Source organism: Arthrobacter sp. KKT183 (genome assembly GCF_055657625.1).
The window spans coordinates 1435668-1456730 of the sequence record NZ_CM145770.1 but is presented as its reverse complement, the minus strand read 5'-3'; the positions used below and the strand labels follow the sequence as shown (position 1 = coordinate 1456730).

Annotated in this window: 21 protein-coding genes, 1 tRNA gene, 1 pseudogene and 1 riboswitch; of the genes and pseudogenes, 10 read left to right on the top strand and 13 right to left on the bottom strand. The window is 65.7% G+C overall.

Features of this window, described 5'->3' with window-relative positions; genetic code table 11:
- The first annotated feature begins 10 nt into the window (after positions 1-10).
- The 10 genes and pseudogenes from ACZ2GY_RS06840 to ACZ2GY_RS06795 all read left to right on the top strand — a co-directional run.
- Positions 11-1381 carry a conjugal transfer protein TrbL gene (locus tag ACZ2GY_RS06840; RefSeq protein WP_471673345.1) on the top strand — a complete coding sequence of 457 codons (1371 nt, stop codon included), beginning with the start codon at positions 11-13 and terminating at the stop codon, positions 1379-1381.
- A gap of 3 nt (positions 1382-1384) precedes the next feature.
- On the top strand, positions 1385-2851 hold the full coding sequence (locus tag ACZ2GY_RS06835; protein ID WP_471673344.1) for an SCO6880 family protein: 1467 nt from the start codon (positions 1385-1387) through the stop codon (positions 2849-2851).
- Between the two features lie 88 nt (positions 2852-2939).
- Positions 2940-3779: a hypothetical protein gene (locus tag ACZ2GY_RS06830; protein WP_471673343.1), complete on the top strand. Its 840-nt coding sequence runs from the start codon at positions 2940-2942 to the stop codon at positions 3777-3779.
- On the top strand, positions 3776-5257 hold the full coding sequence (locus tag ACZ2GY_RS06825) for an ATP-binding protein (RefSeq protein ID WP_090586817.1): 1482 nt from the start codon (positions 3776-3778) through the stop codon (positions 5255-5257). The genes ACZ2GY_RS06830 and ACZ2GY_RS06825 overlap by 4 nt, the downstream gene beginning before the upstream one ends.
- Positions 5257-5817, top strand: coding sequence for a hypothetical protein (locus ACZ2GY_RS06820; protein WP_090586845.1), 561 nt, complete (start codon positions 5257-5259; stop codon positions 5815-5817). Before ACZ2GY_RS06825 ends, ACZ2GY_RS06820 begins: the two co-directional genes overlap by 1 nt.
- A complete protein-coding gene (locus ACZ2GY_RS06815) occupies positions 5814-7601 on the top strand; it encodes a type IV secretory system conjugative DNA transfer family protein (RefSeq protein WP_090586843.1) in 1788 nt (595 codons plus the stop codon). Before ACZ2GY_RS06820 ends, ACZ2GY_RS06815 begins: the two co-directional genes overlap by 4 nt.
- An 86-nt stretch (positions 7602-7687) precedes the next feature.
- Positions 7688-8155 (top strand): single-stranded DNA-binding protein, encoded by a 468-nt coding sequence (locus ACZ2GY_RS06810; protein ID WP_090586815.1) that lies wholly within the window; start codon positions 7688-7690, stop codon positions 8153-8155.
- An 18-nt stretch (positions 8156-8173) separates the two neighbouring features.
- A complete protein-coding gene (locus tag ACZ2GY_RS06805) occupies positions 8174-8800 on the top strand; it encodes a hypothetical protein (protein ID WP_090586813.1) in 627 nt (208 codons plus the stop codon).
- Positions 8800-8994, top strand: coding sequence for a hypothetical protein (locus ACZ2GY_RS06800; RefSeq protein WP_090586812.1), 195 nt, complete (start codon positions 8800-8802; stop codon positions 8992-8994). The genes ACZ2GY_RS06805 and ACZ2GY_RS06800 overlap by 1 nt, the downstream gene beginning before the upstream one ends.
- A gap of 145 nt (positions 8995-9139) precedes the next feature.
- A pseudogene (locus ACZ2GY_RS06795) lies at positions 9140-10228 on the top strand (recombinase family protein); the annotation flags it as partial.
- Positions 10229-10339: 111 nt separating this feature from the next.
- On the opposite strand, the gene ACZ2GY_RS06790 reads toward ACZ2GY_RS06795, so the two are convergent.
- The 13 genes from ACZ2GY_RS06790 to ACZ2GY_RS06730 all read right to left on the bottom strand — a co-directional run bounded on the left by ACZ2GY_RS06790 (position 10340) and on the right by ACZ2GY_RS06730 (position 20929).
- Entirely contained in the window at positions 10340-10696 is a 357-nt protein-coding gene (locus ACZ2GY_RS06790) for a hypothetical protein (protein ID WP_090586810.1), read from the bottom strand.
- 133 nt (positions 10697-10829) lie between these two features.
- Positions 10830-10902 (bottom strand) — tRNA-Ala (locus tag ACZ2GY_RS06785).
- Between the two features lie 92 nt (positions 10903-10994).
- Positions 10995-11696: a histidine phosphatase family protein gene (locus tag ACZ2GY_RS06780; RefSeq protein WP_056547315.1), complete on the bottom strand. Its 702-nt coding sequence runs from the start codon at positions 11694-11696 to the stop codon at positions 10995-10997.
- The gene (gene rsfS, locus ACZ2GY_RS06775; protein WP_471673342.1) at positions 11693-12094 is read right to left on the bottom strand and encodes a ribosome silencing factor; all 402 of its coding nucleotides are present in this window, start codon (positions 12092-12094) and stop codon (positions 11693-11695) included. Before rsfS ends, ACZ2GY_RS06780 begins: the two co-directional genes overlap by 4 nt.
- 25 nt (positions 12095-12119) lie before the next feature.
- Positions 12120-13100, bottom strand: coding sequence for a hypothetical protein (locus tag ACZ2GY_RS06770; RefSeq protein WP_471673341.1), 981 nt, complete (start codon positions 13098-13100; stop codon positions 12120-12122).
- Positions 13101-13229: 129 nt separating this feature from the next.
- A complete protein-coding gene (nadD, locus tag ACZ2GY_RS06765; RefSeq protein ID WP_056547306.1) occupies positions 13230-13835 on the bottom strand; it encodes a nicotinate-nucleotide adenylyltransferase in 606 nt (201 codons plus the stop codon).
- A gap of 95 nt (positions 13836-13930) precedes the next feature.
- The gene (locus tag ACZ2GY_RS06760) at positions 13931-14167 is read right to left on the bottom strand and encodes a hypothetical protein (protein ID WP_277358888.1); all 237 of its coding nucleotides are present in this window, start codon (positions 14165-14167) and stop codon (positions 13931-13933) included.
- 91 nt (positions 14168-14258) lie between these two features.
- Positions 14259-15596: a glutamate-5-semialdehyde dehydrogenase gene (locus tag ACZ2GY_RS06755; RefSeq protein ID WP_471673340.1), complete on the bottom strand. Its 1338-nt coding sequence runs from the start codon at positions 15594-15596 to the stop codon at positions 14259-14261.
- 42 nt (positions 15597-15638) lie between these two features.
- Entirely contained in the window at positions 15639-16787 is a 1149-nt protein-coding gene (gene proB, locus ACZ2GY_RS06750) for a glutamate 5-kinase (protein ID WP_056547298.1), read from the bottom strand.
- A gap of 43 nt (positions 16788-16830) precedes the next feature.
- A complete protein-coding gene (gene obgE / locus ACZ2GY_RS06745; RefSeq protein WP_471673339.1) occupies positions 16831-18438 on the bottom strand; it encodes a GTPase ObgE in 1608 nt (535 codons plus the stop codon).
- A gap of 131 nt (positions 18439-18569) precedes the next feature.
- Positions 18570-18830, bottom strand: a complete 261-nt coding sequence (gene rpmA, locus ACZ2GY_RS06740) for a 50S ribosomal protein L27 (protein ID WP_026545518.1) — start codon at positions 18828-18830, stop codon at positions 18570-18572.
- 56 nt (positions 18831-18886) lie between these two features.
- On the bottom strand, positions 18887-19195 hold the full coding sequence (gene rplU, locus ACZ2GY_RS06735) for a 50S ribosomal protein L21 (RefSeq protein WP_056547291.1): 309 nt from the start codon (positions 19193-19195) through the stop codon (positions 18887-18889).
- 153 nt (positions 19196-19348) lie between these two features.
- Positions 19349-20929, bottom strand: a complete 1581-nt coding sequence (locus tag ACZ2GY_RS06730) for a bifunctional hydroxymethylpyrimidine kinase/phosphomethylpyrimidine kinase (RefSeq protein WP_471673338.1) — start codon at positions 20927-20929, stop codon at positions 19349-19351.
- Positions 20921-21036: riboswitch (TPP riboswitch) on the bottom strand. (Overlaps the previous gene by 9 nt.)
- Positions 21037-21063: the final 27 nt, after the last annotated feature.

Sequence of the window (21063 nt, the reverse complement as noted above, 5' to 3'; positions counted from 1 at the left end):
AGTGATTGCGGTGGGCGTGTGCGATGTCCCCATCATCTCGTCCGTGTGCGACGTGGCCGGCGAAGCCGCCGCCACCCTGGTCTCGGCACCGTTCGACTGGCTTGCCTCCGCGATGGGCGCCGCCGCGGGCTGGCTGTTCGAGGCCGTCTGGACGGTGTTCGACACCACCACCCTCGTGGACGTCACCAGGCCGGAGTACGTGGCCGTCTACAACATCTTGTTCGGCATCGCCGTGTTCGTGATGCTGATCTTCTTCTGCCTCCAACTCATCACCGGACTCATCCGCCGTGACCCCACCGCCCTCTCCCGCGCCGCCCTCGGACTCGCGAAATCCGTCCTCGGATCATTCGTGGTCATCACCCTGACCGCGTTGCTGTTGGAGATCGTCGATCAGCTCTGCATCGGGATCATCCAAGCCGCCGGCGAGACCACCGAGTCGATGGGCGACAAGATCACCCTGCTCGCCGCGGGCCTGGTCGGGATCAACATCGCCGCCCCCGGTGTCGGGGCGATCATCACGATCTTCCTCGCCGGCCTCGCCATCGCCGCCGCCGCGATCGTCTGGCTCTCCCTCCTCGTCCGCAAAGCACTCCTCCTGGTCGCGATCGTCCTCGCCCCTCTGGCGTTCTCCGGTGCGTCATGGGATGCCACGAAAGGGTGGATCAGCAAGTGGGCGATGTTCATCATCGCCCTGATCGTCTCCAAACTCGTCCTGGTCGTCATGTTCCTCGTCGCCATTACCCAAGTCAGCGCGCCGATCGATGCGGACCTGTCCTCGGTCGCTGATCCGATCGCCGGGATCGTGCTGATGGCGATGGCCGCCTTCGCTCCCTACCTGACCTACAAGTTCCTGTCGTTTGTGGGCTTCGACATGTACCACGCGATCGGGTCCGAGCAGGACGCGAAGAACGCCCTCAACCGGCCCATCCCCACACCATCCAAGCCGCAGGGCGGCGAGCCGAAGAAGATCCTCGACGGCGACAACAACGGCGGCGGGGATGGGGGTGGGAAGAACCCGCCCTCACCGAAAAACCCGGCACCCCAGGCACCTGGTGGCGCTGCTGGCGGAGGGAAGGCCGCCGCCGCAGGCAACAGCTCCGCCGGCGCAGGAACTGGAGCGAGGGCGGGTGCTGGTGCTGCGGCGGCAGGTCCGGCCGCAGCGACGGTGATCGGCACAAAGGTCGCCAAGGACGTCGCCTCCGCCGGACCTAAAGCCGGTACCGCCCTCGGCGGGCAAGGCGAGACCGCCGCAGACTCCGCCTCCCAGACCGGCACATCCCCGCTGGCACAGGCGCCCCCGCCGTCCACACCGGAACCCAGGATGCCGTCCGCGTCGAAGCAGACCCCACCACCGGCGCCGCAACCGACCGGGAGGCAGTGAGCCATGACGACGAAGAATGAGCGCACGGTGTCCTCAGAGCTGGTGCCGGTGAAATTTTCCCGCCTCACCCGCCGAGGAGTGCTCCTGGGCCTGTCACTGTCCCAGCTCATCACCCTGGCGACCGGTGTCCTCTCGATCATTGCCGCCCTCTACGCCGGCGGCGGCATCCTGCTCGCCTACACCGCACCCGTCTGGGTGCTCGCCGCCGCCCTGACCTGGACACCGATGGCAGGACGTCCCGCCATCGAATGGTTACCCGTCGCATTCTGGTGGCTCTGGCGTTCCACCGGCGGGCAGCTCCTGTACCGGCGACGCGTGGTGACACCGCGGCCTGTCGGGACCCTCGCCCTGCCCGGCGACACAGCCCGGCTGCGCGAATACACCGACCCCGAAACCGGCGCCGGGATGATCCACGACCCCCGCCAGCAGACCTTGACCGTGGTGTGCGAGGTCTCCCACCCCGCGTTCGTGCTGTTGGACCCGGGCGAGCAGGAACGCCGCGTCACCTCCTGGGGTCGCGTCCTGGCCACCGTGTGCCGCTCCGGTCGGATCGCGACCCTCCAGGTGCTGGAGCGCACGCTGCCGGACTCGGGCGCCGGGCTCGCCGAATGGTGGGCCTCCCACGGGATCTCCGATGACTCCTGGGCCGCGACCACCTACGCCGAACTCATCGACCGTGCCGGCCCCGCCGGAGAACGGCACGCCTCCACCCTGTCACTGTCACTGGACATGAAGAACGCCGCCCGGCAGATCAGAACCGCCGGCGGCGGCATCCGCGGCGCCACCGCCGTCCTGCGCCAAGAGATGTCCACCCTCACCTCAGCCCTCCGCTCCGCCGACCTCACCCCCTCCGGCTGGCTCACCCCCGGACAGATCGCCGTCATCCTCCGCAGCGCGTACGACCCAGCGATCGCAGCGACCTTGGAACGCCACGGTGAGCTGGGGCAGAACCTCGCAACCGCCGGCCCCGTCGCAGTCAACGAGTCCTGGACAAGGCTGCGCACCGACTCCGCCCACCACGCCGTGTTGTGGATCAGCGAGTGGCCGCGATCAATGGTCTACCCCGGCTTCTTGTCCCCTGTCCTGCTGTCCACCGGCGTCCAACGCTCGTTCACGCTCCTGTGCACCCCGATGCGCTCCGACCAAGCCGCACGCGACATCAGGAAGAAGAAGGTCGAGCACATCTCCGATCAGGCCCAGCGGGCGAAGATCGGGCAGATCGAAGACGCCGCTCTCACCGCCGAATACCACGACGTCCTCCAGCAGGAAGCCGACCTGACCGCCGGCCACGGCGTGCTGCGCTACACCGGCCTCATCAGCGTCACCGCCCCCACCATCGACGAGCTGGAAGCCGCCGTCGCCGCCATCGAACAAGCCGCGATCCAAACCTCCTGCGAGACCAGGCTGCTCGTCGGTCAACAGGCCACCGCATTCACCGCCGCCGCGCTCCCCCTCTGCCGCCACATCTGACAAGCCCGCTGGGCCGTTGCATCGTTGCGCGCACCTGACCTGCGACCCCGAATCCGGGGACTCACTCGCGTTCCACGGGAGGCCGTTCATGCCCACGTTCCACGATCCACTCGCCGATGCCGCCGAGGCATCAGAAGCGCTGCGCGGCCTGGCCCACGCAAGCCGGACCTTCGACAACCCGGCCGACACGTACGCCGTGTTCGGTGACATGACCGCCGTGGTGCGGTCGCTTCGGCAGGTGCTCGACCAACTCGCGAACGCACATCTCACCTACCGTGACCGTGCCCACGACGATCACGGTGACCACGCCGCCGGGGCGGACAGTGCCCTGGCCGCAGCGGACGAGTTGCACCAAGCCGGCACCCTGCTGGATCAGGTGCATGACCGGCTCGATGCGGCGTCCGGTCATTCCGGGAGGATCGCCTGGCATCCGGGACCCGACCTTACAGAAGAGCCACTGAGTGGGACTGCCCCGCGGCGATGGGTCTCCGTGGTGTTCCTCCAGGGCGAGGATGCCGACGAGGTACTCGATCTGATCGACCGCGACGGCACGGGCGCGGCAATCGAGCACTTGAAGCGTTTCGACTACGGGGACGAGACCACCGCCGCCGCGTTGGAGAACGGGTACGTCTACGACGAGCCCCCGGCGGGAACCCTCGACCACGTGGTGGCCGATGGCGACTACACCCTCACGTCGAACGCGGGGATGGGGCACGTGGGCCTGCTGCGCGTCCACCCGGTCCCACCCGACCCGTCTCTGGCCGACGCGACCACGGCGCGCAGCCGCGAGGCCACCAACCCCCTCCCCGCCGCGGACCGAAGGCCACCCCTGCCACAGTCGGTGCGGACACCGCCGGGGGCGGAGAAGGACTGGTTCGCCGTTCCCACCCGCGCGACCACATCTGTTAGGCGGGGGCTGTCGCTGTGACCGAGCGCGAGCGGCTGCACACCTCCGTGCTGGTCACGCCGGCCTCCGAGCGCCGCCGGCTCCGCAAGCAGCGCCTCCAGGCCGCCTCCCGCCTCCAAGCCGAACAACGGCGCACCGAGAACACCGAAACGCGGGCAAAGGCTGATGCCGAGCGCGCCGAACGACGCGCCACCACCTACCTGCCAGCCGCGGGTGAACCCGGACCGGCAGCGCTGCGCACCCCCGGCAGATTCCGGCTACCTCGGCATCAGGACACCTCTGCCACGTTAGCGGGGGCGTATCCGTTCGTCGCCGAAGGAGGACTCGGCGCCGACGGGGTATTCGTCGGCCAAGACCTCTACTCCGGCGGCTCCTTCGTGTACGACCCCTGGGTGCTCTACGCCCGCGGGATCATCACCGCACCGAACGTCGTCCTGGCCGGGATCGTCGGCTCCGGCAAGTCGTCCCTGGCGAAGTCGCTCTACACACGCAGTCTTCCGTTCGGGCGGCGTGTCTACGTCCCGGGAGATCCGAAGGGTGAGCACACGGCGGTCGCGAAGGCGGTCGGTGGGAGGGCGATCGTCCTCGGCCACGGACTCAACACACGTCTTAACCCGCTTGACGAGGGCCACCGGCCCTCCGGTCTGTCGAATGAGCAGTGGGCGATCACGGTCGCGTCCCGCCGCCGTGACCTCATCGGGTCACTGGCTGAGACGGTCCTGACTCGGGGATTGACGCCATTGGAGCACACCGCGATCGACCTTGCCCTGACCGAGACGGTGCGGGAGAACACCGTGCCGATCCTGCCGATGGTCGTTGACCGCATCCTCAACCCGAACGCGGGCGCCGACGACCGGTTGGCCGAAGACGGACGGCTCGTCGGCCATGCCCTGCGCCGCCTAGTCGCCGGCGACCTCGCCGGACTGTTCGATGGCCCGTCCACGGTGACGTTCGACCCGTCCCTGCCGATGATCAGCCTGGACCTGTCCCGCGTCACCGAGAACAGCACCCTGATCTCGGTGCTGATGACGTGCTCCAGCGCATGGATGGAATCCGCGTTGTTGGACCCCAACGGTGGGCAACGGTGGGTGATCTATGACGAGGCGTGGCGGCTCATGTCCCACCCGGCACTGCTGCGACGGATGGACGCTCACTGGCGGCTGGCGCGGCATTACGGGATCGCGAACATGCTGATCTTCCACAAGCTCTCCGACCTCGACAACGTTGGCGACGCCGGTTCCGCCATGAGATCCCTGGCGAACTCGCTACTGGCGAATGCCGAGACCAGGATCGTGTACCGACAGGAATCCGATCAGCTCGGCCCCACCGCCCAGGCCCTCGGGCTCACCGGCACCGAACAAAAACTTCTCCCCTCGCTCGGTGTCGGGCAAGGACTATGGCGGATCAAGGACAGGGCCTTCGTGACCCAACACCAACTGCATCCCGCTGAACTGGACCTGTTCGACACCAGCTCCAGGCTCATTCAGGGGGTGAAGTGATAAACCGCAAACCCCCACGCCGCTCGACCTGGCGGGAACCCGTACAGACCCCGATCATCCTGCCGCGCGCGGTCATCACCGTCACCGACACCGGCGTCCTGAACGTCAATATCGACGGGACCCCCTACCCGCCTCCAGCCGGCGGGCCAGCGTGGACCCGAAGGGCCTTCGGAGTCCTGCTGGATGCCATCACCGAGGACCGGACAACCGCGGTGCGCATCGAAATCCGTGAGACCGACGGGAGCGTGTTCACCGACATCATCCGCACCGGCCGACGCACCACGCCCAAGCCGCCCGAGGCCGACCCGGAGAAGCAACGCGGCAAGCACGCGACGAAGACGCGCACGCCGGAACTGGTCGAGGTGACCGGGGACGGGTTCCTGCCCAGTGAGGACGTCGCCGTCGCGGTCATCGTCTCCCACACCGATGCCACCGGCACCGGCCATGCCCGCGCTCTCCTCGACAAGACCAAAATCTCCTCCCTGCTGCGCGACGGCACCGGCGAGGTGGTGCTGCTGGGGCGCATCTCCGGCGCCGTCCATGTTTGGCGGCTGCCGTGAACGCGCCCCAGCAGCGCCAGGCGGGTTCCTTCGGCGACGAGCTGACCAACGCCGCCCTCATCGGACTGGTAGGGGTTTTCGGCGTCGCGCTCATCCTCCGCGCCGCAGGAAGCGTGGCTGCGTTCCTCACCGGCACACCCCACCCCTCCGCCGGCCCCGCCTCCGGACTCGCAGTCCTGTTCAACCCGGACGACCCCGCCACAGCGCTCGACGCGCACGGCCTCAACCCGGTCGCGTACTGGATCATCACCGCGATCCTGCTCGCCGGCCTCACCGCCGCAGGGGCCTGGGTGTGGGTCGGGCTGTGCCGCTACTCCCGCAAGGTCGACACGGATCCGCGACGCCTGGCCGGCACCGCCACCGCCCACGAGGTAAACCAGAGCGCCTCAGCCAAAGCGCTGCTGCGCCGGGCCGCGACTCTCCGTCCATCCCTCGACTGCCCGGCCCCTGGTGATGTGGGCTACCGGATCGGCACCTCCAAGGGCCAGGACGTGTGGGCGAGTGTGGAGGATTCGATTCTGCTCATCGGACCCCCGCGGTCCGGCAAAGGCCTCCACGTGGTCATCAACGCCATCCTCGATGCGCCCGGCGCCGTCGTCACCACCAGCACCCGCCCCGACAACCTCACCGCGACCCTCCGCGCCCGGGAGCGTGACGGACGCCCGGTGGCCCTGTTCGACCCCCAGCACCTCACCGACGGCATCCCCGCAGGCATGCGCTGGTCACCGATCCGCGGCTGTGAGGACCCGCTGACCGCGATGATCCGCGCCACCGGGCTCGCAGCCGGCACCGGGCTCTCGGCCGGCGGAGTGGAATCCGGCGGATTCTGGGAAGGCAAAACCCGCACCGCCCTCCAAGCACTCCTGCATGCCGCCGCCCTCGACCACCGGCCACCGTCCGAGCTATTCCGCTGGACCCTCGACCCCACCGCTGCCGCCGAGGCCGCCGCGATCCTCACCAACAGCGCGCAGGCGGCGACCGGGTGGGCGGACTCACTCGGCGCGATGATCGACTCCGACCCCAAGACCCGCGACAGCATCTGGCAGGGCGTCGCCCTCGCCCTCGGAGCCCTCGCCGACCCCCGCGTCCTCGACGCCGTCTCACCCGGACCCGGCGAAGGCTTCGACCCCGAAACCTTCATCCGAGAACGCGGCACCCTCTACCTCCTCGCCACCGGCGCCGGAGCCGGCGCATCCGCCGCACTGGTGGCCGCGTTCGTCGAAGACCTCATCGAGACCGCCCGGCGTCTGGCCGCCCGCTCGCCCGGTGCCCGGCTCGACCCGCCCCTGCTGCTCGCACTGGATGAGATCGGAAACCTCGCCCCCCTCCCCTCCCTGCCCACGCTGATGGCTGAGGGCGGCGGCACCGGCATCACCACCCTGCCCGTACTCCAGTCACTGGCCCAAGCACGGGACAAGTGGTCAGACAACGCCGCCGGCGCGATCTGGGACGCCAGCATCGTCAAGATCATCCTCGGCGGCGCCTCCAACTCCCGCGACCTCCAAGACCTCTCCACGCTCATCGGCGAACGCGACGAGTACACCGACAGCGTGACCCTCGGCGACCACGGCACCCGCTCCAACCAACGCTCCATCCGCCGCGTCCCAATCCTCCCACCCGACCGGATCAGGACACTGCCGTTCGGCACCGGCGTCACCCTGCTGCGCTCCGCGCCACCGATCATCACCGACCTGCGCGCCTGGCCCTCGCGCCCTGACGGCACGCAGCTCAAAGAAGACCGCGCCGAGATCGAAGCGCGGCTGCAACGCCCAGTCGATTCCTGACCAAAGGCCGCGGGCTTCGCTGTGCACCTATCTCATACGAGCGACCCCGCACGGGCGGTCGCCACGAACGTCAGGAGGAGAGCCCGATGGCTATCCACACTCAGCAGTCCATCTCGGGTTTCATCGCCACCGATCCGCAGCTCACCACCACGGAGAACGGTGACGCACGGTTCTATGCCCGGTTCGGGCAGGAGAACTACCGCAAGGACCCGGACGGGTCCTTCTCGAAGCGAGAGCCGAGCTTCGGCAACCTCGTGCTGTACCGGGCCACCGCCGAACGTGCCTACGAGCGGTTCGCCAAGGGCGACAACTTCGTCGCCGAAGGCTACGCGCACGAGTACTCCTACACCCGCGACGCGCAACAGATCGAGGGCGAGGAGTTCGTCGGGAAGAAGATCGGTCACGACACCGCCCGGACCCGCTACGACGTGGACCGCACACCCCACCGGACCGGTGTTGCCGCAGAGCGCGAGAGCGCGACCCGCGAGCACAACCGAGCGTTCGACCCGTCTCAAACCCGGCCGCCTGCCGATGCTCCGGTGCTGGGCCGCTGAACCGGGAGGAGCAGCATCATGAGCGACCACATGCCGCCCCCGGAGCCCGATGAGAGCGACCTCGACGACGACCTGGACGACAACTTGGGCGATGAGATGGCCGATGAGTCGGTGGGCGGACCGCCGCACCCGGTGAACTGGAACATGCTCTCAGCCCACGACCTGGAGCAAGAATGGCTGGAGCTGAACCGGTGGATCGACTGGCTCCGCCACACTTACGGGCTCCCCGCCGCCGTGATCCCGCCGTTCTGGCACCACCACCCCGAACTGGTCTGGGAGCTATCTGCCCTGCACCTGCACTGGCTGTGCGCCTACGACGCTGAACAGAACGGCTCCGCACCCATCGGCTGGCACCGCGACTTCGCCGACGTCAGGGTGCGACTGCGCGATTGGATCGCTGCTTCCGGCACACGCCTCGACCGGGACCGCCCCACCCGGCAGACCACCTGGCCCGGCGAAATGCCCGCACCACCGGTAGAGGACATCGTGATCGCTGACCGCGACGATGAGTTCGTCGACTTCGTCCGCGAGCAGGTCAGGCAGCGGCAAGCCGCTGAGGACGTGTTCTTCGCTACCATTGACGAAGCCACCGGTGAACCCTTCGACCATCGCCCCGGTGACCAACGTGCGCAAGGCAAGCGCTGATGGTTCGCTCTTATTCGCACAGGACCGACCGGGCCGGCGCCGACCGGCCGGTCCGGGTCCGATTCGACAAGCGTGACGACGTCGACACCGAGAAGGTCGCCGAAGTCCTCATCCGCCTCGCCCTGCGAGCATCCGACGATGCCACAGCCCAAGCAGGCAAACACCTCCGACAACTGCTCACTCCCGGACGGTAGAATCAGAGGCCAACACGACAATCACGGCGTCGCTGGCACCGACCCTAAACCCGCCCCGGGGTGTTCTTTTCGAATCCTGACGTGACCGCCATCCGGTGCCCCGGATACCCAACCCACCGTTGGGCACCTGAAAGGCGGTCACCCGATGACGTTCCTCGACCTTCCCTCCGGCCTCGACCTCGCAGCACTCCGCGCCCTGGCAACTGACAAACGACGCCAGATAGCCGTGACCGGTGAGGAAAAACCTGACGGCCTGGTACCGGCGATCACCTACCTGCGGGTCTCCACCAAGGACCAGGCCACCCGCAACGGCCTCGAAGAAGGTCTGTCCATCCCCGCCCAGCGAGAAGCCGCCCAGCGCAAGGCCGAACAGCTCGGCGCGGTCATCGTTAAGGAGTTCATCGAGCCCGGCGAGTCCGCCAAGACCGCCCGCCGCCGCGCGTTGCAGGAGATGCTCGACTACATCGCAGTCAACCAGGTGCGGTACTGCATCATCAACAAGGTCGACCGACTCGCTCGCAACCGGCTCGATGACGCGATCATCCACTCCACCCTGCGCGGATCCAACATCACCCTGGTCTCGGTCACGGAGAACATCGACGAGTCCCCCTCCGGCATGCTCATGCACGGCATCCTCGCGTCGATGGCCGAGTTCTACTCCCTCAACCTCGCCCAGGAAGTCCTCAAAGGGATGACGCAGAAAGCCTCAATCGGCGGCACCCCGACCAAAGCACCGTTGGGCTACCTGAACGTGCGCACCACCGACACCAAGGGCCGAGAGGCCCGCGACATCGAACTAGACCCCGACCGCGCCGACCTGATCCGGTTCGCGTTCACCGCCTACGCCACCGGCGACTGGTCCCTGTCCTCCCTCGCTCGCGAGTTGAAGACCCGTGGCCTGACAACTCGCCCCACACCGTCCCAGCCGGCAAAACCGGTCATCACCACGGGGCTGCACAAGATCCTGACCAACCCCTACTACCAGGGCACCGTCACCTTCCGCGGCGTCACCTACGACGGCGCCCACAGCCCGCTGGTCGACCCGAACACCTGGCTGCGCGTCCAGACGCAGCTCGATGCGAAGAACGCCGTCGGTGAGCGGCCCCAGAAGTACGACCACTACCTCAAGGGGAGCTTGCGTTGCTCGTGCGGCGCCAAGCTCATGATCGAACGGCCCCGTGACAAGCAAGGAGATCGCTACGAGTACTTCACATGCTCAGGGCGACGCAAGAAGAACGGCTGCACCCGTTCGGCGATCCTCGCCGAACGGATCGAGGACCACATCGAACGCGACTACGGCACGAACGGCCTGACCGCCGAGGAAGCACAGCGCGTCAACCAGGTCCTACATCAGGTGTTCGCCCAGCTCGAAGCCTCCAGCGGCGATGAACGCGCCGTGCTGACCGCACAGCGCGACAAGCTCGAAGCCGAACGCCTCAAGCTCGTCCAAGCCCACTACGCCGACGCCATTCCACTCGACCTGCTCAGGACCGAACAGGACCGCATCCGCACCAGCCTGGACGCGATCATCAACCGACTCGACAGCATCGCAACCACCTACCACAGCGCTCACGAGGGGCTCGATCAGATCCTCGGTGTCCTCACCGACCTCGGGGACCTTTACAGCAAGTGCGAACCTGCTGAACGCCGAATCCTCAACCGAGCACTGTTCAAGGGGATAGTCATCGACGAGGACGAACACGTCACGTTCCTACCAGCCGAGCCAGCTGCGGCCGTCTTCGCCCAGGCGCGCGGCGGCGAGACGACCCAACCGGAGCCGGACACGAACCTGCCCCGCCATCAGACGGGGCAGGTTTCGAACTTCTCAACTTACGTGGAGCTGAGGGGACTCGAACCCCTGACCCCCTGCATGCCATGCAGGTGCGCTACCAGCTGCGCCACAGCCCCAAACCCGTTGATCCCGCCCTGATCGGGCCGACGCAACTTGTTCAGTTTAGACAATTTTCCTGCCCCCGCAAAATCGGCGCGACGGCGTCGATTCAACCTTCCAGCGGCGACGACGGCATGGATGCCAGCCCGACGTTATGCTCGGTCAACTGCCATCTGAGCGGCACCGCCGACGACGACGGATTCAGCTCCTCCAGAACCGACCAGTGACAGTTGGCCACACCAGCCAGCGATCCCCAGAGGTTCGCCGGGATACCCATCAGGGCGGCAACGCCTGCGCGGATCGCTCCGCCGTGGCTGACCACGACGAGCGTCTGTCCCGGCGCCAACTGAGCGACGGCCTCTAGAGTCCCCGCCTTCATGCGCCCGCCGACGTCCGACCGGCTCTCTCCACCGCCGGCAGCAACAAAGGGATCCCCTTCATGCCACGCCTGCTGCTCCTCGGGAAACCTCGCGCCGATCTCCGCGAACGCAAGTCCCTGCCACTGGCCGGCATAGGTCTCCCGGAAGCGTGGGTCCGTACCCACAGGCACTCCCGTGGCTACGCTCAATGCCGCTGCAGTATCCCGCGCCCGTTCCAGATCCGAGGACACAATGAGCGACGGCGACAGGTGCTTCAGCTCGTGCGCTGCCTGTGCAGCCTGCTGCCTGCCAAGATCATCGAGCGCGATGTCCTCCTGGCCCTGGAACAGGCCGCGGGCGTTCCACTCAGTCCGACCGTGCCGCCAGAAAACGATCCGCCGACCCTCTGGTGCGGAGTCCCCAGCTGCGCTGTCTACGGCGCGCGGACTCACTCGGCGGACGCGGTGTCTGCGGGAGCAGCGCCCGACGCGCCCTCCAGCTGCAGGTCAACCTTGGGGCAGTCGCCCCACAGCCGCTCCAGGGCGTAGAAAACGCGGTCTTCCTGGTGCTGCACGTGGATGACCACCTCAACGTAATCAAGCAGTACCCAGCGGCCCTCGCTCCGGCCCTCGCGGCGTACGGGCTTCAGGTCCTGCTTTGAGAGTTCTTCTTCGATGCCGTCAACAATGGCGTTGACCTGACGCTCGCTGGGGGCCGAGGCCACAAGGAAGACGTCAGTGATCGCCAGGCGTTCACTGACATCCATGGCCACGATGTCCTGTGCAATTTTGTCCGTCGCCGCGCGTGCTGCGGTGCGGGCAATCGCAATGGACGATTCCGATGCGCTCACTAATCTCCTAGGGTGTGGTCGGCTGCTAAAAGCGGCCGACGATCATCATGATTCCGGTGATGAGCGCCAGAGCGCCCAAACCTACTACCGAATACTGCGCGATTCGCATTCGCTGGACACGTGCCAGTCCTGCCGTCATCGCATCAAGGGGCTCCAATCCGTGGGCGCTGCGCGCACGGATGGGAGTGGCGCCGTCGGAACCCGGACGGCGCTGTTCACGGACCATTGCCTCCGCCTGCGCTAGCACCTGCGAGCGTCCCGCAGAGTCCGGAGACAACGCCGACGACGGCGGCCTGCTCGGCACAGCGGGCGCAGTCACAACCGGGATGTGGGAGGTCGAGGGCTCAGCGCCCTCCGGAATTTCCGTCGGAGCCCGAACGAACTCGACCGGGGAAACGATCGAGAGATTGTGCGCCGTTGTCGGGTCATTGAGCAGCGGCTTGCGCTGCCGGTTCTCCTGCGTGAGCTGCTGGATTTTCTGCGCACGCGTGTTGAGCACGGCTGCACGCTCGGCAAGTGCCTTCTGCTGGGCGAGGATCTCCAGGTCAACCGAGAAGGGATCGTCCTTCGCCGCCGCTTCCATGACCGCCACCTGGTTTTGCGCTTGGTGAGCAATTGCTTCACGCGCAGCCAGAGCTTGCTCCACCGTCATCCCGTCCGGATGAGCAACGCCAGATGGGCTTACCTCGGCGGGCGACGTGAGAGGAGTGCCTTCAGCCTGCAGCGCCTTCTCGCGGGCTGCCTGCTGCTGGAGACGAAGTTGGCGTCGGGTGGGGATGCCTGCGGGCTGGTCGACTTGCTGGTCAGCCAGCGCACGGTAGCTGCGCAGCATTTCGCGGTCACGGGCACGGACCTGCGACAGACGTTCCGTGGACGGAGCCGACACGGCCGACGGCGCGTCCACAGGAGCGTTTGCTGCCCGCCGGCTGCGCCGTTCGCGGGGCGCAGGTTCAAGGCTGACAGCCGCCGGCTTGCCGGACTGCGCCGGCGGCCGGTGCCCGGGCATCAGTGCCCCCTCGGAACTTCCCTGCGACGGCAAGTGGTCCCCGGCGGAGGCTGCGCTCGCTTGTCGGAGCGACCTCCGGCTCTGCGGGGACTCGTGACCGTTACTCATTACTTCTTCACCCAGTGATTGTCATGTTGTTGTGGACACTTCAGGTTGGACCGGCGTTCCCGTCTCAGGGGCACCTTTCCGGTAGAGCCCGTGCTTTGCGATGTACTGCACGACGCCGTCCGGAACCAGGTACCAGACCGGCTCTCCACCCGAGACTCGGCGACGGCAGTCTGTCGAAGAAATCGACATAGCCGGAACTTCCATCAGGCTGACGTCCTTGCGTTGCGTGCTCAGTTCATGACCAGGCCTGGTGACACCGACGAAGTGCGCCAGAGACCACAGCTCATCCACGTTCTTCCAGGAGAGAATCTGCGCCATGGCGTCCGCGCCCGTGATGAAGAACAACTCCGCTTCCGGCCGTGTAGCTCGCAGGTCCCGGAGTGTGTCGATCGTGTAGGTAGGGCCCGGGCGGTCGATATCCACCCTGCTCACCGTGAACCGCGGGTTTGATGCCGTGGCCACTACGGTCATGAGGTAGCGGTGCTCGGCCGGGCTGACTTCCTGGGCATTTTTCTGCCAGGGTTGGCCCGTCGGAACAAAGACGACTTCGTCGAGGTCGAAGGCTGCCGCAACTTCACTGGCCGCAACGAGGTGACCGTGGTGGATCGGATCGAAGGTTCCACCCATGACTCCCAGACGCCAGCGGGCAGGGCCATCGGAAGGGCGAGCGTTCGGGAGTATCCCTTGCTCAGGGGTGGACGCGGGCGGAGCGGTCAACGAGATCAGTGGGCCGATTCGCCGTGATCATGCTTGTTCGGATGCTGGCGATGGGGATCGGCGTGCTCCTGCACTGCCTCATGCCGGTGCCCCAGGCTGGTGAAGGCGATAGTGACGAACATCAGCAACAACAGCAACCCCATGATGATGGCGCCGTACGCGATGGCAGGCATCGGAAGCTCGTTGTGGTGCTCGGCAGTCTCGCCTGCAACAACAGCAACGTTGAGGATTTGTGTCAGCATTCTTCTCCCCTTGGGAACGAGGTGTCCGCCCGCCGCCGGGCGCGGGTCAGCGCGTACTTTCAGTACTGTTTCGGTACTATCCTACGCGTTACTACCGCCGGATCTGTCCGTCGCCCTGGATGATCCACTTCGTGGTGGTCAGTTCGCGCAAGCCCATTGGTCCCCGGGCATGCATCTTCTGAGTGGAGATGCCGACCTCGGCGCCCAGGCCGAGCTCGCCGCCGTCGGTGAATCGCGTGGAAGCATTGACAATGACGGCCGCCGAATCCACACCGGCAATGAACTCTTCAGACCGTGCCAGGTTATTGGTGATGATGGCTTCGGTGTGGCCGGTGCTCCAGGTACGGATGTGCTCCAGCGCTTCATCCACGGTGTCCACCATTGCAACGGCGATGTCGAGATCCATGTATTCACGCGCCCAGTCATCCTCGCTGGCTGTATCAGCGCTTACGCCCTGCGGGAGGATAGCCTGAATCCGGGCGTCTGCGTGGATACGCACACCGGCACCGGACAGTGCTTCCAGAACTGCCGCGGCAGCCTTCGCGTCCTTGTGCACGAGGAGGGTCTCAACCGTGTTGCAGACACTGGGGCGCTGTGTCTTGGCATTGAGCAGGATGTCTACCGCCATCTCCTCGTCCGCGCTCTCATCGAGGAAGATGTGAACGTTGCCTTCGCCCGTCTCAATGACGGGTACGGCTGCATTGCTGACTACCGTCTGGATCAGGTCATGGCCACCGCGGGGAATCAGTACATCCACCCGTCCGCGTGCCTTCATCAGGACGTTGGCTCCTTCGCGGCCGAACTCGTCCACAGTCTGCACGGCATCCGCAGGCAGCCCCGTGCGGTCCAGTGCATCCCGGATAATGCCAAGAAGCGCAGCATTGGTATGAGCGGCGGCACTGCCACCACGCAGGATGACGGCGTTGCCGCTCTTCAGTGCGAGGCCGGCGATGTCCACCGTCACATTGGGCCGGGCCTCGTAGATGGCTGCGACCACACCGAGGGGAACGTGGACCTGCCGGAGACGGACGCCATTAGGCAGAGTTTGCCCGCGGTCGATGGTACCTACGGGATCCGGCAGGCCGGCAAGGTTCTCCAGCGCTGCGGCCAAACCCGCAATCCGTTCTTCGCTCAGGCTCAACCGGTCAAGCAGGGCAGCTGAGGTGCCCTTGGCACGCCCCGACTCCAGGTCCTTCTGGTTGGCCCGAAGAATGGCGCCCTGATTGGCTACGAGTGCCTCACCAATGGCTTCGAGCGCCTTGTCCTTATGGGACCGGTTGGCCCGGGCAACGATCCGCGATGCGGTTCTGGCGCGGTCCGCTATGGCGTGCACAGCCTGCTCGACGTTCACCGGCGTGGCCGGCTGCTCGCCGTCGGCGGATTCGGTGGTTGTCTGATGGGCAGTCTGCTGTGTAGTCACGTCAGTCATCACTCCAGTCTAACGAGCGCGTCCTCCCAACCCCAGCCGGGGTCAGGAAGGTGCGACCGTATTGAGCACGACCAGGTCGTTGACGTGCACCACTGAACGCTCGTATTCCCTGCCGAGTTCCTTCGACAGCTCGCGGGTGGTCCTGCCGAGCATCCGCGGCAACTCGAATGAGCTGTAGTTCACAAGCCCCCGGGCAATGACCGAACCGGTTCGGTCCACCATCTCGACGGGATCCCCTGCCTCAAACTCTCCGCCGACTGAAACGATTCCCGCCGACAGGAGCGACCGCCGCCGCTCCCCCACGGCTTTGGCCGCGCCGTCGTCAAGCGTGAGCGTTCCCTGAATCCGGGCCAGGTGGGCCAGCCAGAGCAGGCGGATCGGCTGGCGGCGGCCATTGGTGCTGAACCAGGTTCCCACGTCCTCTCCAGCCAATGCCGGTCCGGCATTATCCGCCGATGTGACCAGTGCTGGAATGCCGGAGGAAGCGGCGATCGTGGCGGCTTCGACCTTCGTCACCATACCGCCCGTACCGACCCCGGCCTTCCCGGTCTTGCCGATGCTCACCCCCTCGAGGTCCTGAGGTCCACGGACTTCGGGGATGCGCTTTGCTCCGTCCTTGGGTGGACCGTCATAGAGGGAGTCGACATCAGAAAGCAGGATCAGCGCATCAGCCTTGACCAGGTGGGCAACCAGGGCAGCCAGGCGGTCATTGTCCCCGAAGCGGATCTCGGAGCTTGCCACGGTGTCGTTCTCGTTGACGATGGGGACCACGCCGAAGTTCAGGAGCCGCTCCATTGCGCGGTGCGCATTCGCGTAGTGGCTTCGCCGTATCAGGTCATCGAGGGTCAGCAGGACCTGGCTGACGGTGACCCCGTGAGCGCCGAATGCGTGGGTGTAGCGCGCCATGAGCAGGCCCTGCCCCACACTGGCAGCCGCCTGCTGCGACGAGAGCTGGTTCGGTCGCCGTGGGAGTCCAAGCGGAGCGAGGCCCGCTGCAATTGCTCCCGAGGAGACAAGGATGACCTCGGTCCCTTCGTTATGGCGGGCAGCGAGCACATCGGACAGGGCGAACAGGGCTTCATCGGAGAGTCCTCCGGAGAGCGACGTGAGGGAAGATGAACCTACCTTGACAACAATTCTCTTGGCCTTCGCCAGTCCGGAGCGGGTTTTGATCGGGCGCTTTACTGTCATCTATTCCTTCTGTTGATTGCGGATTTTCTGGTGCTCGGCGAAATCAGTCCTCGCCAGCGTCATCGCCGGAGCCGGTGTCGGTGGCGCCGTCGTTCTTCGCTGCCTTCGGACCGGAGTGCTTGTAGTTGACCGACTCCGTCCAGATGCCGGCCCTCCGCTCTGCCTCGAGTTCTTCGCGCGCTGCGGCCCGCGCATCCTTCCGGTTCTGGTGGTCCTCACGCTTCTGGTCACGCGTGGGGCGCACGTACTCGGCCAAACGGATGTCGGTACCGCGCGGAGAAGCGAGAAGTTCAGCACCGCCCATCATGGTTGGCTCCCAGTCGAAGACGACGCCGTCGCCCTCGCCGATCACCACGGTGTCCCCCGGCTTCGCTCCGCTCCTGAAGAGCTGTTCCTCAACACCCAACTTAGCGAGCCTGTCCGCAAGGTAGCCAACAGCCTCGTCATTTGTGAAGTCGGTCTGCTTCACCCAGCGCTCGGGCTTCTCACCCAACACCCGAAAGAGGGGTTCGAGGTTTTTCTCCTCGCGCCGGATGACGAATCCCTTTTCGTTGACTGCGCGCGGACGGAGCACCGGAGGAGCCACAACCGGAGGTGCGGTTTTGAGCAGCTCGCGGGCCTCGCGCACAATCTCCGCCATCGCGAACCCGAGCTGCCGGAGCCCTTCATGGCTTGTAGCTGACACCTCGAAGACACGGTAACCGCGGGCTTCAAGTTCCGGACGCACAAACTCTGCCATGTCACGGCCGTCTGGCACATCCACCTTATTGAGTGCCACCAGGCGCGGACGCTCATTGAGCGGCACAACCTCACCGCCGGGACCGGCGTAACTCATGTCAACGGCGTAGCGATCAAGCTCGCTCTCAATGATTTCAAGGTCCTTCAGCGGATCCCTGTCAGTCTCAAGCGCGGCGCAGTCAAGCACATGGACGAGGGCGGCGCACCGTTCGACGTGTCGAAGGAAGTCATGGCCCAGTCCCCTGCCCTCGCTTGCGCCCTCAATAAGTCCGGGGACATCCGCGATGGTGAAGCGGACCTCGCCGGCCTGTACGACTCCAAGGTTGGGACGCAGAGTGGTGAACGGGTAGTCAGCAATCTTGGGGCGGGCCGCAGACATGGCGGCAATGAGGCTGGACTTGCCGGCCGAGGGGAACCCGACCAGGGCGATGTCAGCGATGGATTTGAGTTCCAGCACCACATCCCGGGCATCACCCGGAATACCCAGGAGTGCAAACCCGGGTGCCTTGCGTTTCTGCGACGATAGTGAGGAGTTACCGAGACCACCCTGTCCACCGGCTGCTGCCACATACTCGGTACCGGCGCCGACAAGGTCAGCCAGCACTTCGCCGTCGCGCGTCTTCACTACCGTGCCGTCCGGAACGGGAAGGATGAGCGTCTCGCCCCTCTTTCCCTCGCGCCAGTCACCCATGCCGTTTCCACCGTTGGTGGCATGGCGGTGCGGGGCATGATGGTAGTCCAGCAGGGTTGTGGTCTGCGGTTCCACACGAAGGATGACGGCTCCGCCGTCGCCGCCGTTCCCACCGTCAGGCCCGCCCAGCGGCTTGAACTTCTCCCGCTTGACCGAGACGCACCCGTGCCCGCCGGTGCCGCCCGAGACGTGCAGAACTACCCGGTCAACGAAGCTTGCCACGGTGTACTCCTCTTGAGAAACTTCTCATTTTTGCCGAGTTTATCGGCTTAAAAGAAAATGGGGTGAGCCTGATTGGCTCACCCCACCCTAGTGCTCTTGTATAACGCTGCTATGGTGTGCGGTTGCGAGTACTACTCGGCAGCCGCACCCACGATGTTGACAACGCGACGTCCACGGCGGGTACCGAACTCAACGGCACCGGCTTCCAGGGCGAACAGCGTGTCATCGCCGCCACGACCGACGTTGGCGCCGGGGTGGAAGTGGGTTCCGCGCTGGCGGACGATGATTTCGCCTGCCTTGACGACCTGTCCGCCGAAGCGCTTCACGCCGAGGTACTGCGCATTGGAGTCGCGACCGTTGCGAGTGGAACTCGCACCCTTCTTATGTGCCATCTGTTATGCCTGCCCTTTTCTGAAACAGAATCTTTGGATCAAGGAACCTGCAGCGGTTACTTGATACCCGTGATCTTGACCTTGGTGAGCTCTGAACGGTGACCCTGGCGCTTCTTGTAGCCGGTCTTGTTCTTGAACTTCTGGATAACAATCTTCGGGCCCCGAAGATTCTCGACGATTTCGGCAGTGACACTGACCTTTGCCAGGTCCTGTGCTGCTGAAGTCACCTTGTCGCCGTCTACCAGAAGGAGAGCAGGCAGCTGGAAGCTGCTGCCGGCCTCACCGGGGACGCGGTCAAGGGTTACGAGGTCTCCCACGGAAACCTTTTCTTGGCGGCCGCCTGCGCGGACAATCGCGTACACCACTTGGGAACTCACTTCTCTCGACGATCAAACTGTTTGCATACTGTTTCCGGGACCGTACGCTGTTGTCAGCGCAGCCGGAGGGGTGCTAGTGCACTCACGATGCATCCACGCCCCGAAAATAGCCATACGAGGGCGCCGCACCGAAGATCCAGATTACGGCAATTTCGCGGAATCCCGCAAATCAAGGCGTGTCGGCGCGTCAAAAAACTCATGTTCATACCAGGCAGATGCTTCGAACGCCTCGACCATTGCCTCCCTGTCTGCGGGCGGGGCAGCAGCGAAACACGAATCTGCGATGGAAATTGCACGTGCGGTGGCCTCCGCGAACGCTGGATCGGCGTACGTTTCCAGCCAGTTTGCGTACGGGTGGTTCGGGCTGGCTCCGTTGCCGATCCACTGCGAGTGCAGGGCATTGCCCAGGTGTGAGTAAAGCCAGTAGCACGGCAGGACCGCCGCCACCAGGACGGCGTAGCCTGCGTTGGCAGAGGCTGCCAGCAGATGGTCAACGTAGGCCCTCGTCACCCGCCCCTGGGCCGGTGACTGCCCGCGTCCGGTCAGCCACGTCCGGTGGAGCTCGGATTCCACCTCAAGGCAACTGAGTGCCGACTTCGCCCAGAAGAGTTGCTCAGCCTCGCTGGGTGCAAGAGCGCTTGCCCTGGACAGCACGCGCGAGTAGCCCCTCAGATACATGGCGTCCTGTGCCAGATAATACGCAAACTGTTCAGGCGGCAGGCTACCGTCGCCGAGCGCCCGTACGAACCCGAGCGTCTCGATCGCCAGACGGTGGCTTGTGGTGAGCTCCCAGACCTGCTCGCTGAACGGGCGCTCCTCTGGCGGGGGCGCCGGGATCGGCCCGGGTACGAACTCATGGAAGTGATGGATCGGTCCGTTTCCCTGCCCCACGTTGAGCTCGTCGGCTCGTTCGAGCGCGCCCCGAAGCCATTTCTTCACGATCAGCAGCGACTGGTGCCAGTTCCCGGTGCGCGTCTGGACGGTCGCCAGGGCCGCCGAAAGGGAGCAGCCGGTACCGTGCGTGTTCCGTGTATCGATGCGAGTACCGCCCACCACGGAGACTGTGCCGGCGTCGCCGGACGCGTCTACGAGCGCGTCCGGGCATTCCAGGGCACCTTCCAGATGGCCGCCCTTGACCAGCACCGAGGTACCCGTTGAAGCTGCAAGCCGTTTGCCCTGCTCCACAGCCGCGTCCCAGCTTGTGGCAACAGGCTCACCGAGCAGTACCGCGAGCTCCGGCAGGTTCGGCGTCACGAGGTCAGCGAGCGGCACCAGGGAGCGCAACTCGTCCTCCGCGTCGGAGGCCAGCAGCCTGTCCCCGCTGGTTGCAACCATGACCGGATCGAGGACTATGACGGCCCCGGTCGCTCGCGGCAGCCATCGCCTGACTGTGCGGATGGTTTCCGCGTCTCCGAGCATCCCGATCTTCACCGCATCAATGGTGACGTCATCACTGACCGCCTGCAGCTGTTCACCGAGGAACGTCGACGGCGGTGTATGCACGCTGCGCACCCCGCGGGTGTTCTGGGCAACAAGGGAAGTGACTACCGCCATACCGTAGCCACCCTGCGCCCCGATGCTTTTCAGGTCAGCCTGAATACCGGCCCCGCCGGTGGGGTCTGTTCCCGCAATGCTCAGCACGTGCGGAATAGTCCGCGCCCGCGCTGGAACCGATAGGGCTTCTGTGTGCTCCACTGTGTCTACGAGCGTGCGAATACTCATCCGCGACATCCCTCCGCTAGGCCAAAGGCCGCCTATTGACGGCCATCTCTAGATCAGGTTCAACGCGTTTCATCTCAGCCCGGAACCGGGCACCGCGTGTCACTGTGGCCTACCCTACCGTGCAGGGGGCTCAC

Coding starts and splice junctions, on each gene's coding strand:
- ACZ2GY_RS06830 (WP_471673343.1), top strand. CDS start 2,940: ATGCCCACGTTCCACGATCCACTCGCCGATGCCGCCGAGGCATCAGAA.
- nadD (WP_056547306.1), bottom strand. CDS start 13,835: ATGGGTGGAACCTTCGATCCGATCCACCACGGTCACCTCGTTGCGGCC.
- ACZ2GY_RS06805 (WP_090586813.1), top strand. CDS start 8,174: ATGAGCGACCACATGCCGCCCCCGGAGCCCGATGAGAGCGACCTCGAC.
- ACZ2GY_RS06835 (WP_471673344.1), top strand. CDS start 1,385: ATGACGACGAAGAATGAGCGCACGGTGTCCTCAGAGCTGGTGCCGGTG.
- ACZ2GY_RS06755 (WP_471673340.1), bottom strand. CDS start 15,596: ATGACTGACGTGACTACACAGCAGACTGCCCATCAGACAACCACCGAA.
- rpmA (WP_026545518.1), bottom strand. CDS start 18,830: ATGGCACATAAGAAGGGTGCGAGTTCCACTCGCAACGGTCGCGACTCC.
- proB (WP_056547298.1), bottom strand. CDS start 16,787: ATGACAGTAAAGCGCCCGATCAAAACCCGCTCCGGACTGGCGAAGGCC.
- ACZ2GY_RS06770 (WP_471673341.1), bottom strand. CDS start 13,100: ATGCCCGGGCACCGGCCGCCGGCGCAGTCCGGCAAGCCGGCGGCTGTC.
- ACZ2GY_RS06730 (WP_471673338.1), bottom strand. CDS start 20,929: ATGAGTATTCGCACGCTCGTAGACACAGTGGAGCACACAGAAGCCCTA.
- ACZ2GY_RS06760 (WP_277358888.1), bottom strand. CDS start 14,167: ATGCTGACACAAATCCTCAACGTTGCTGTTGTTGCAGGCGAGACTGCC.
- ACZ2GY_RS06800 (WP_090586812.1), top strand. CDS start 8,800: ATGGTTCGCTCTTATTCGCACAGGACCGACCGGGCCGGCGCCGACCGG.
- ACZ2GY_RS06810 (WP_090586815.1), top strand. CDS start 7,688: ATGGCTATCCACACTCAGCAGTCCATCTCGGGTTTCATCGCCACCGAT.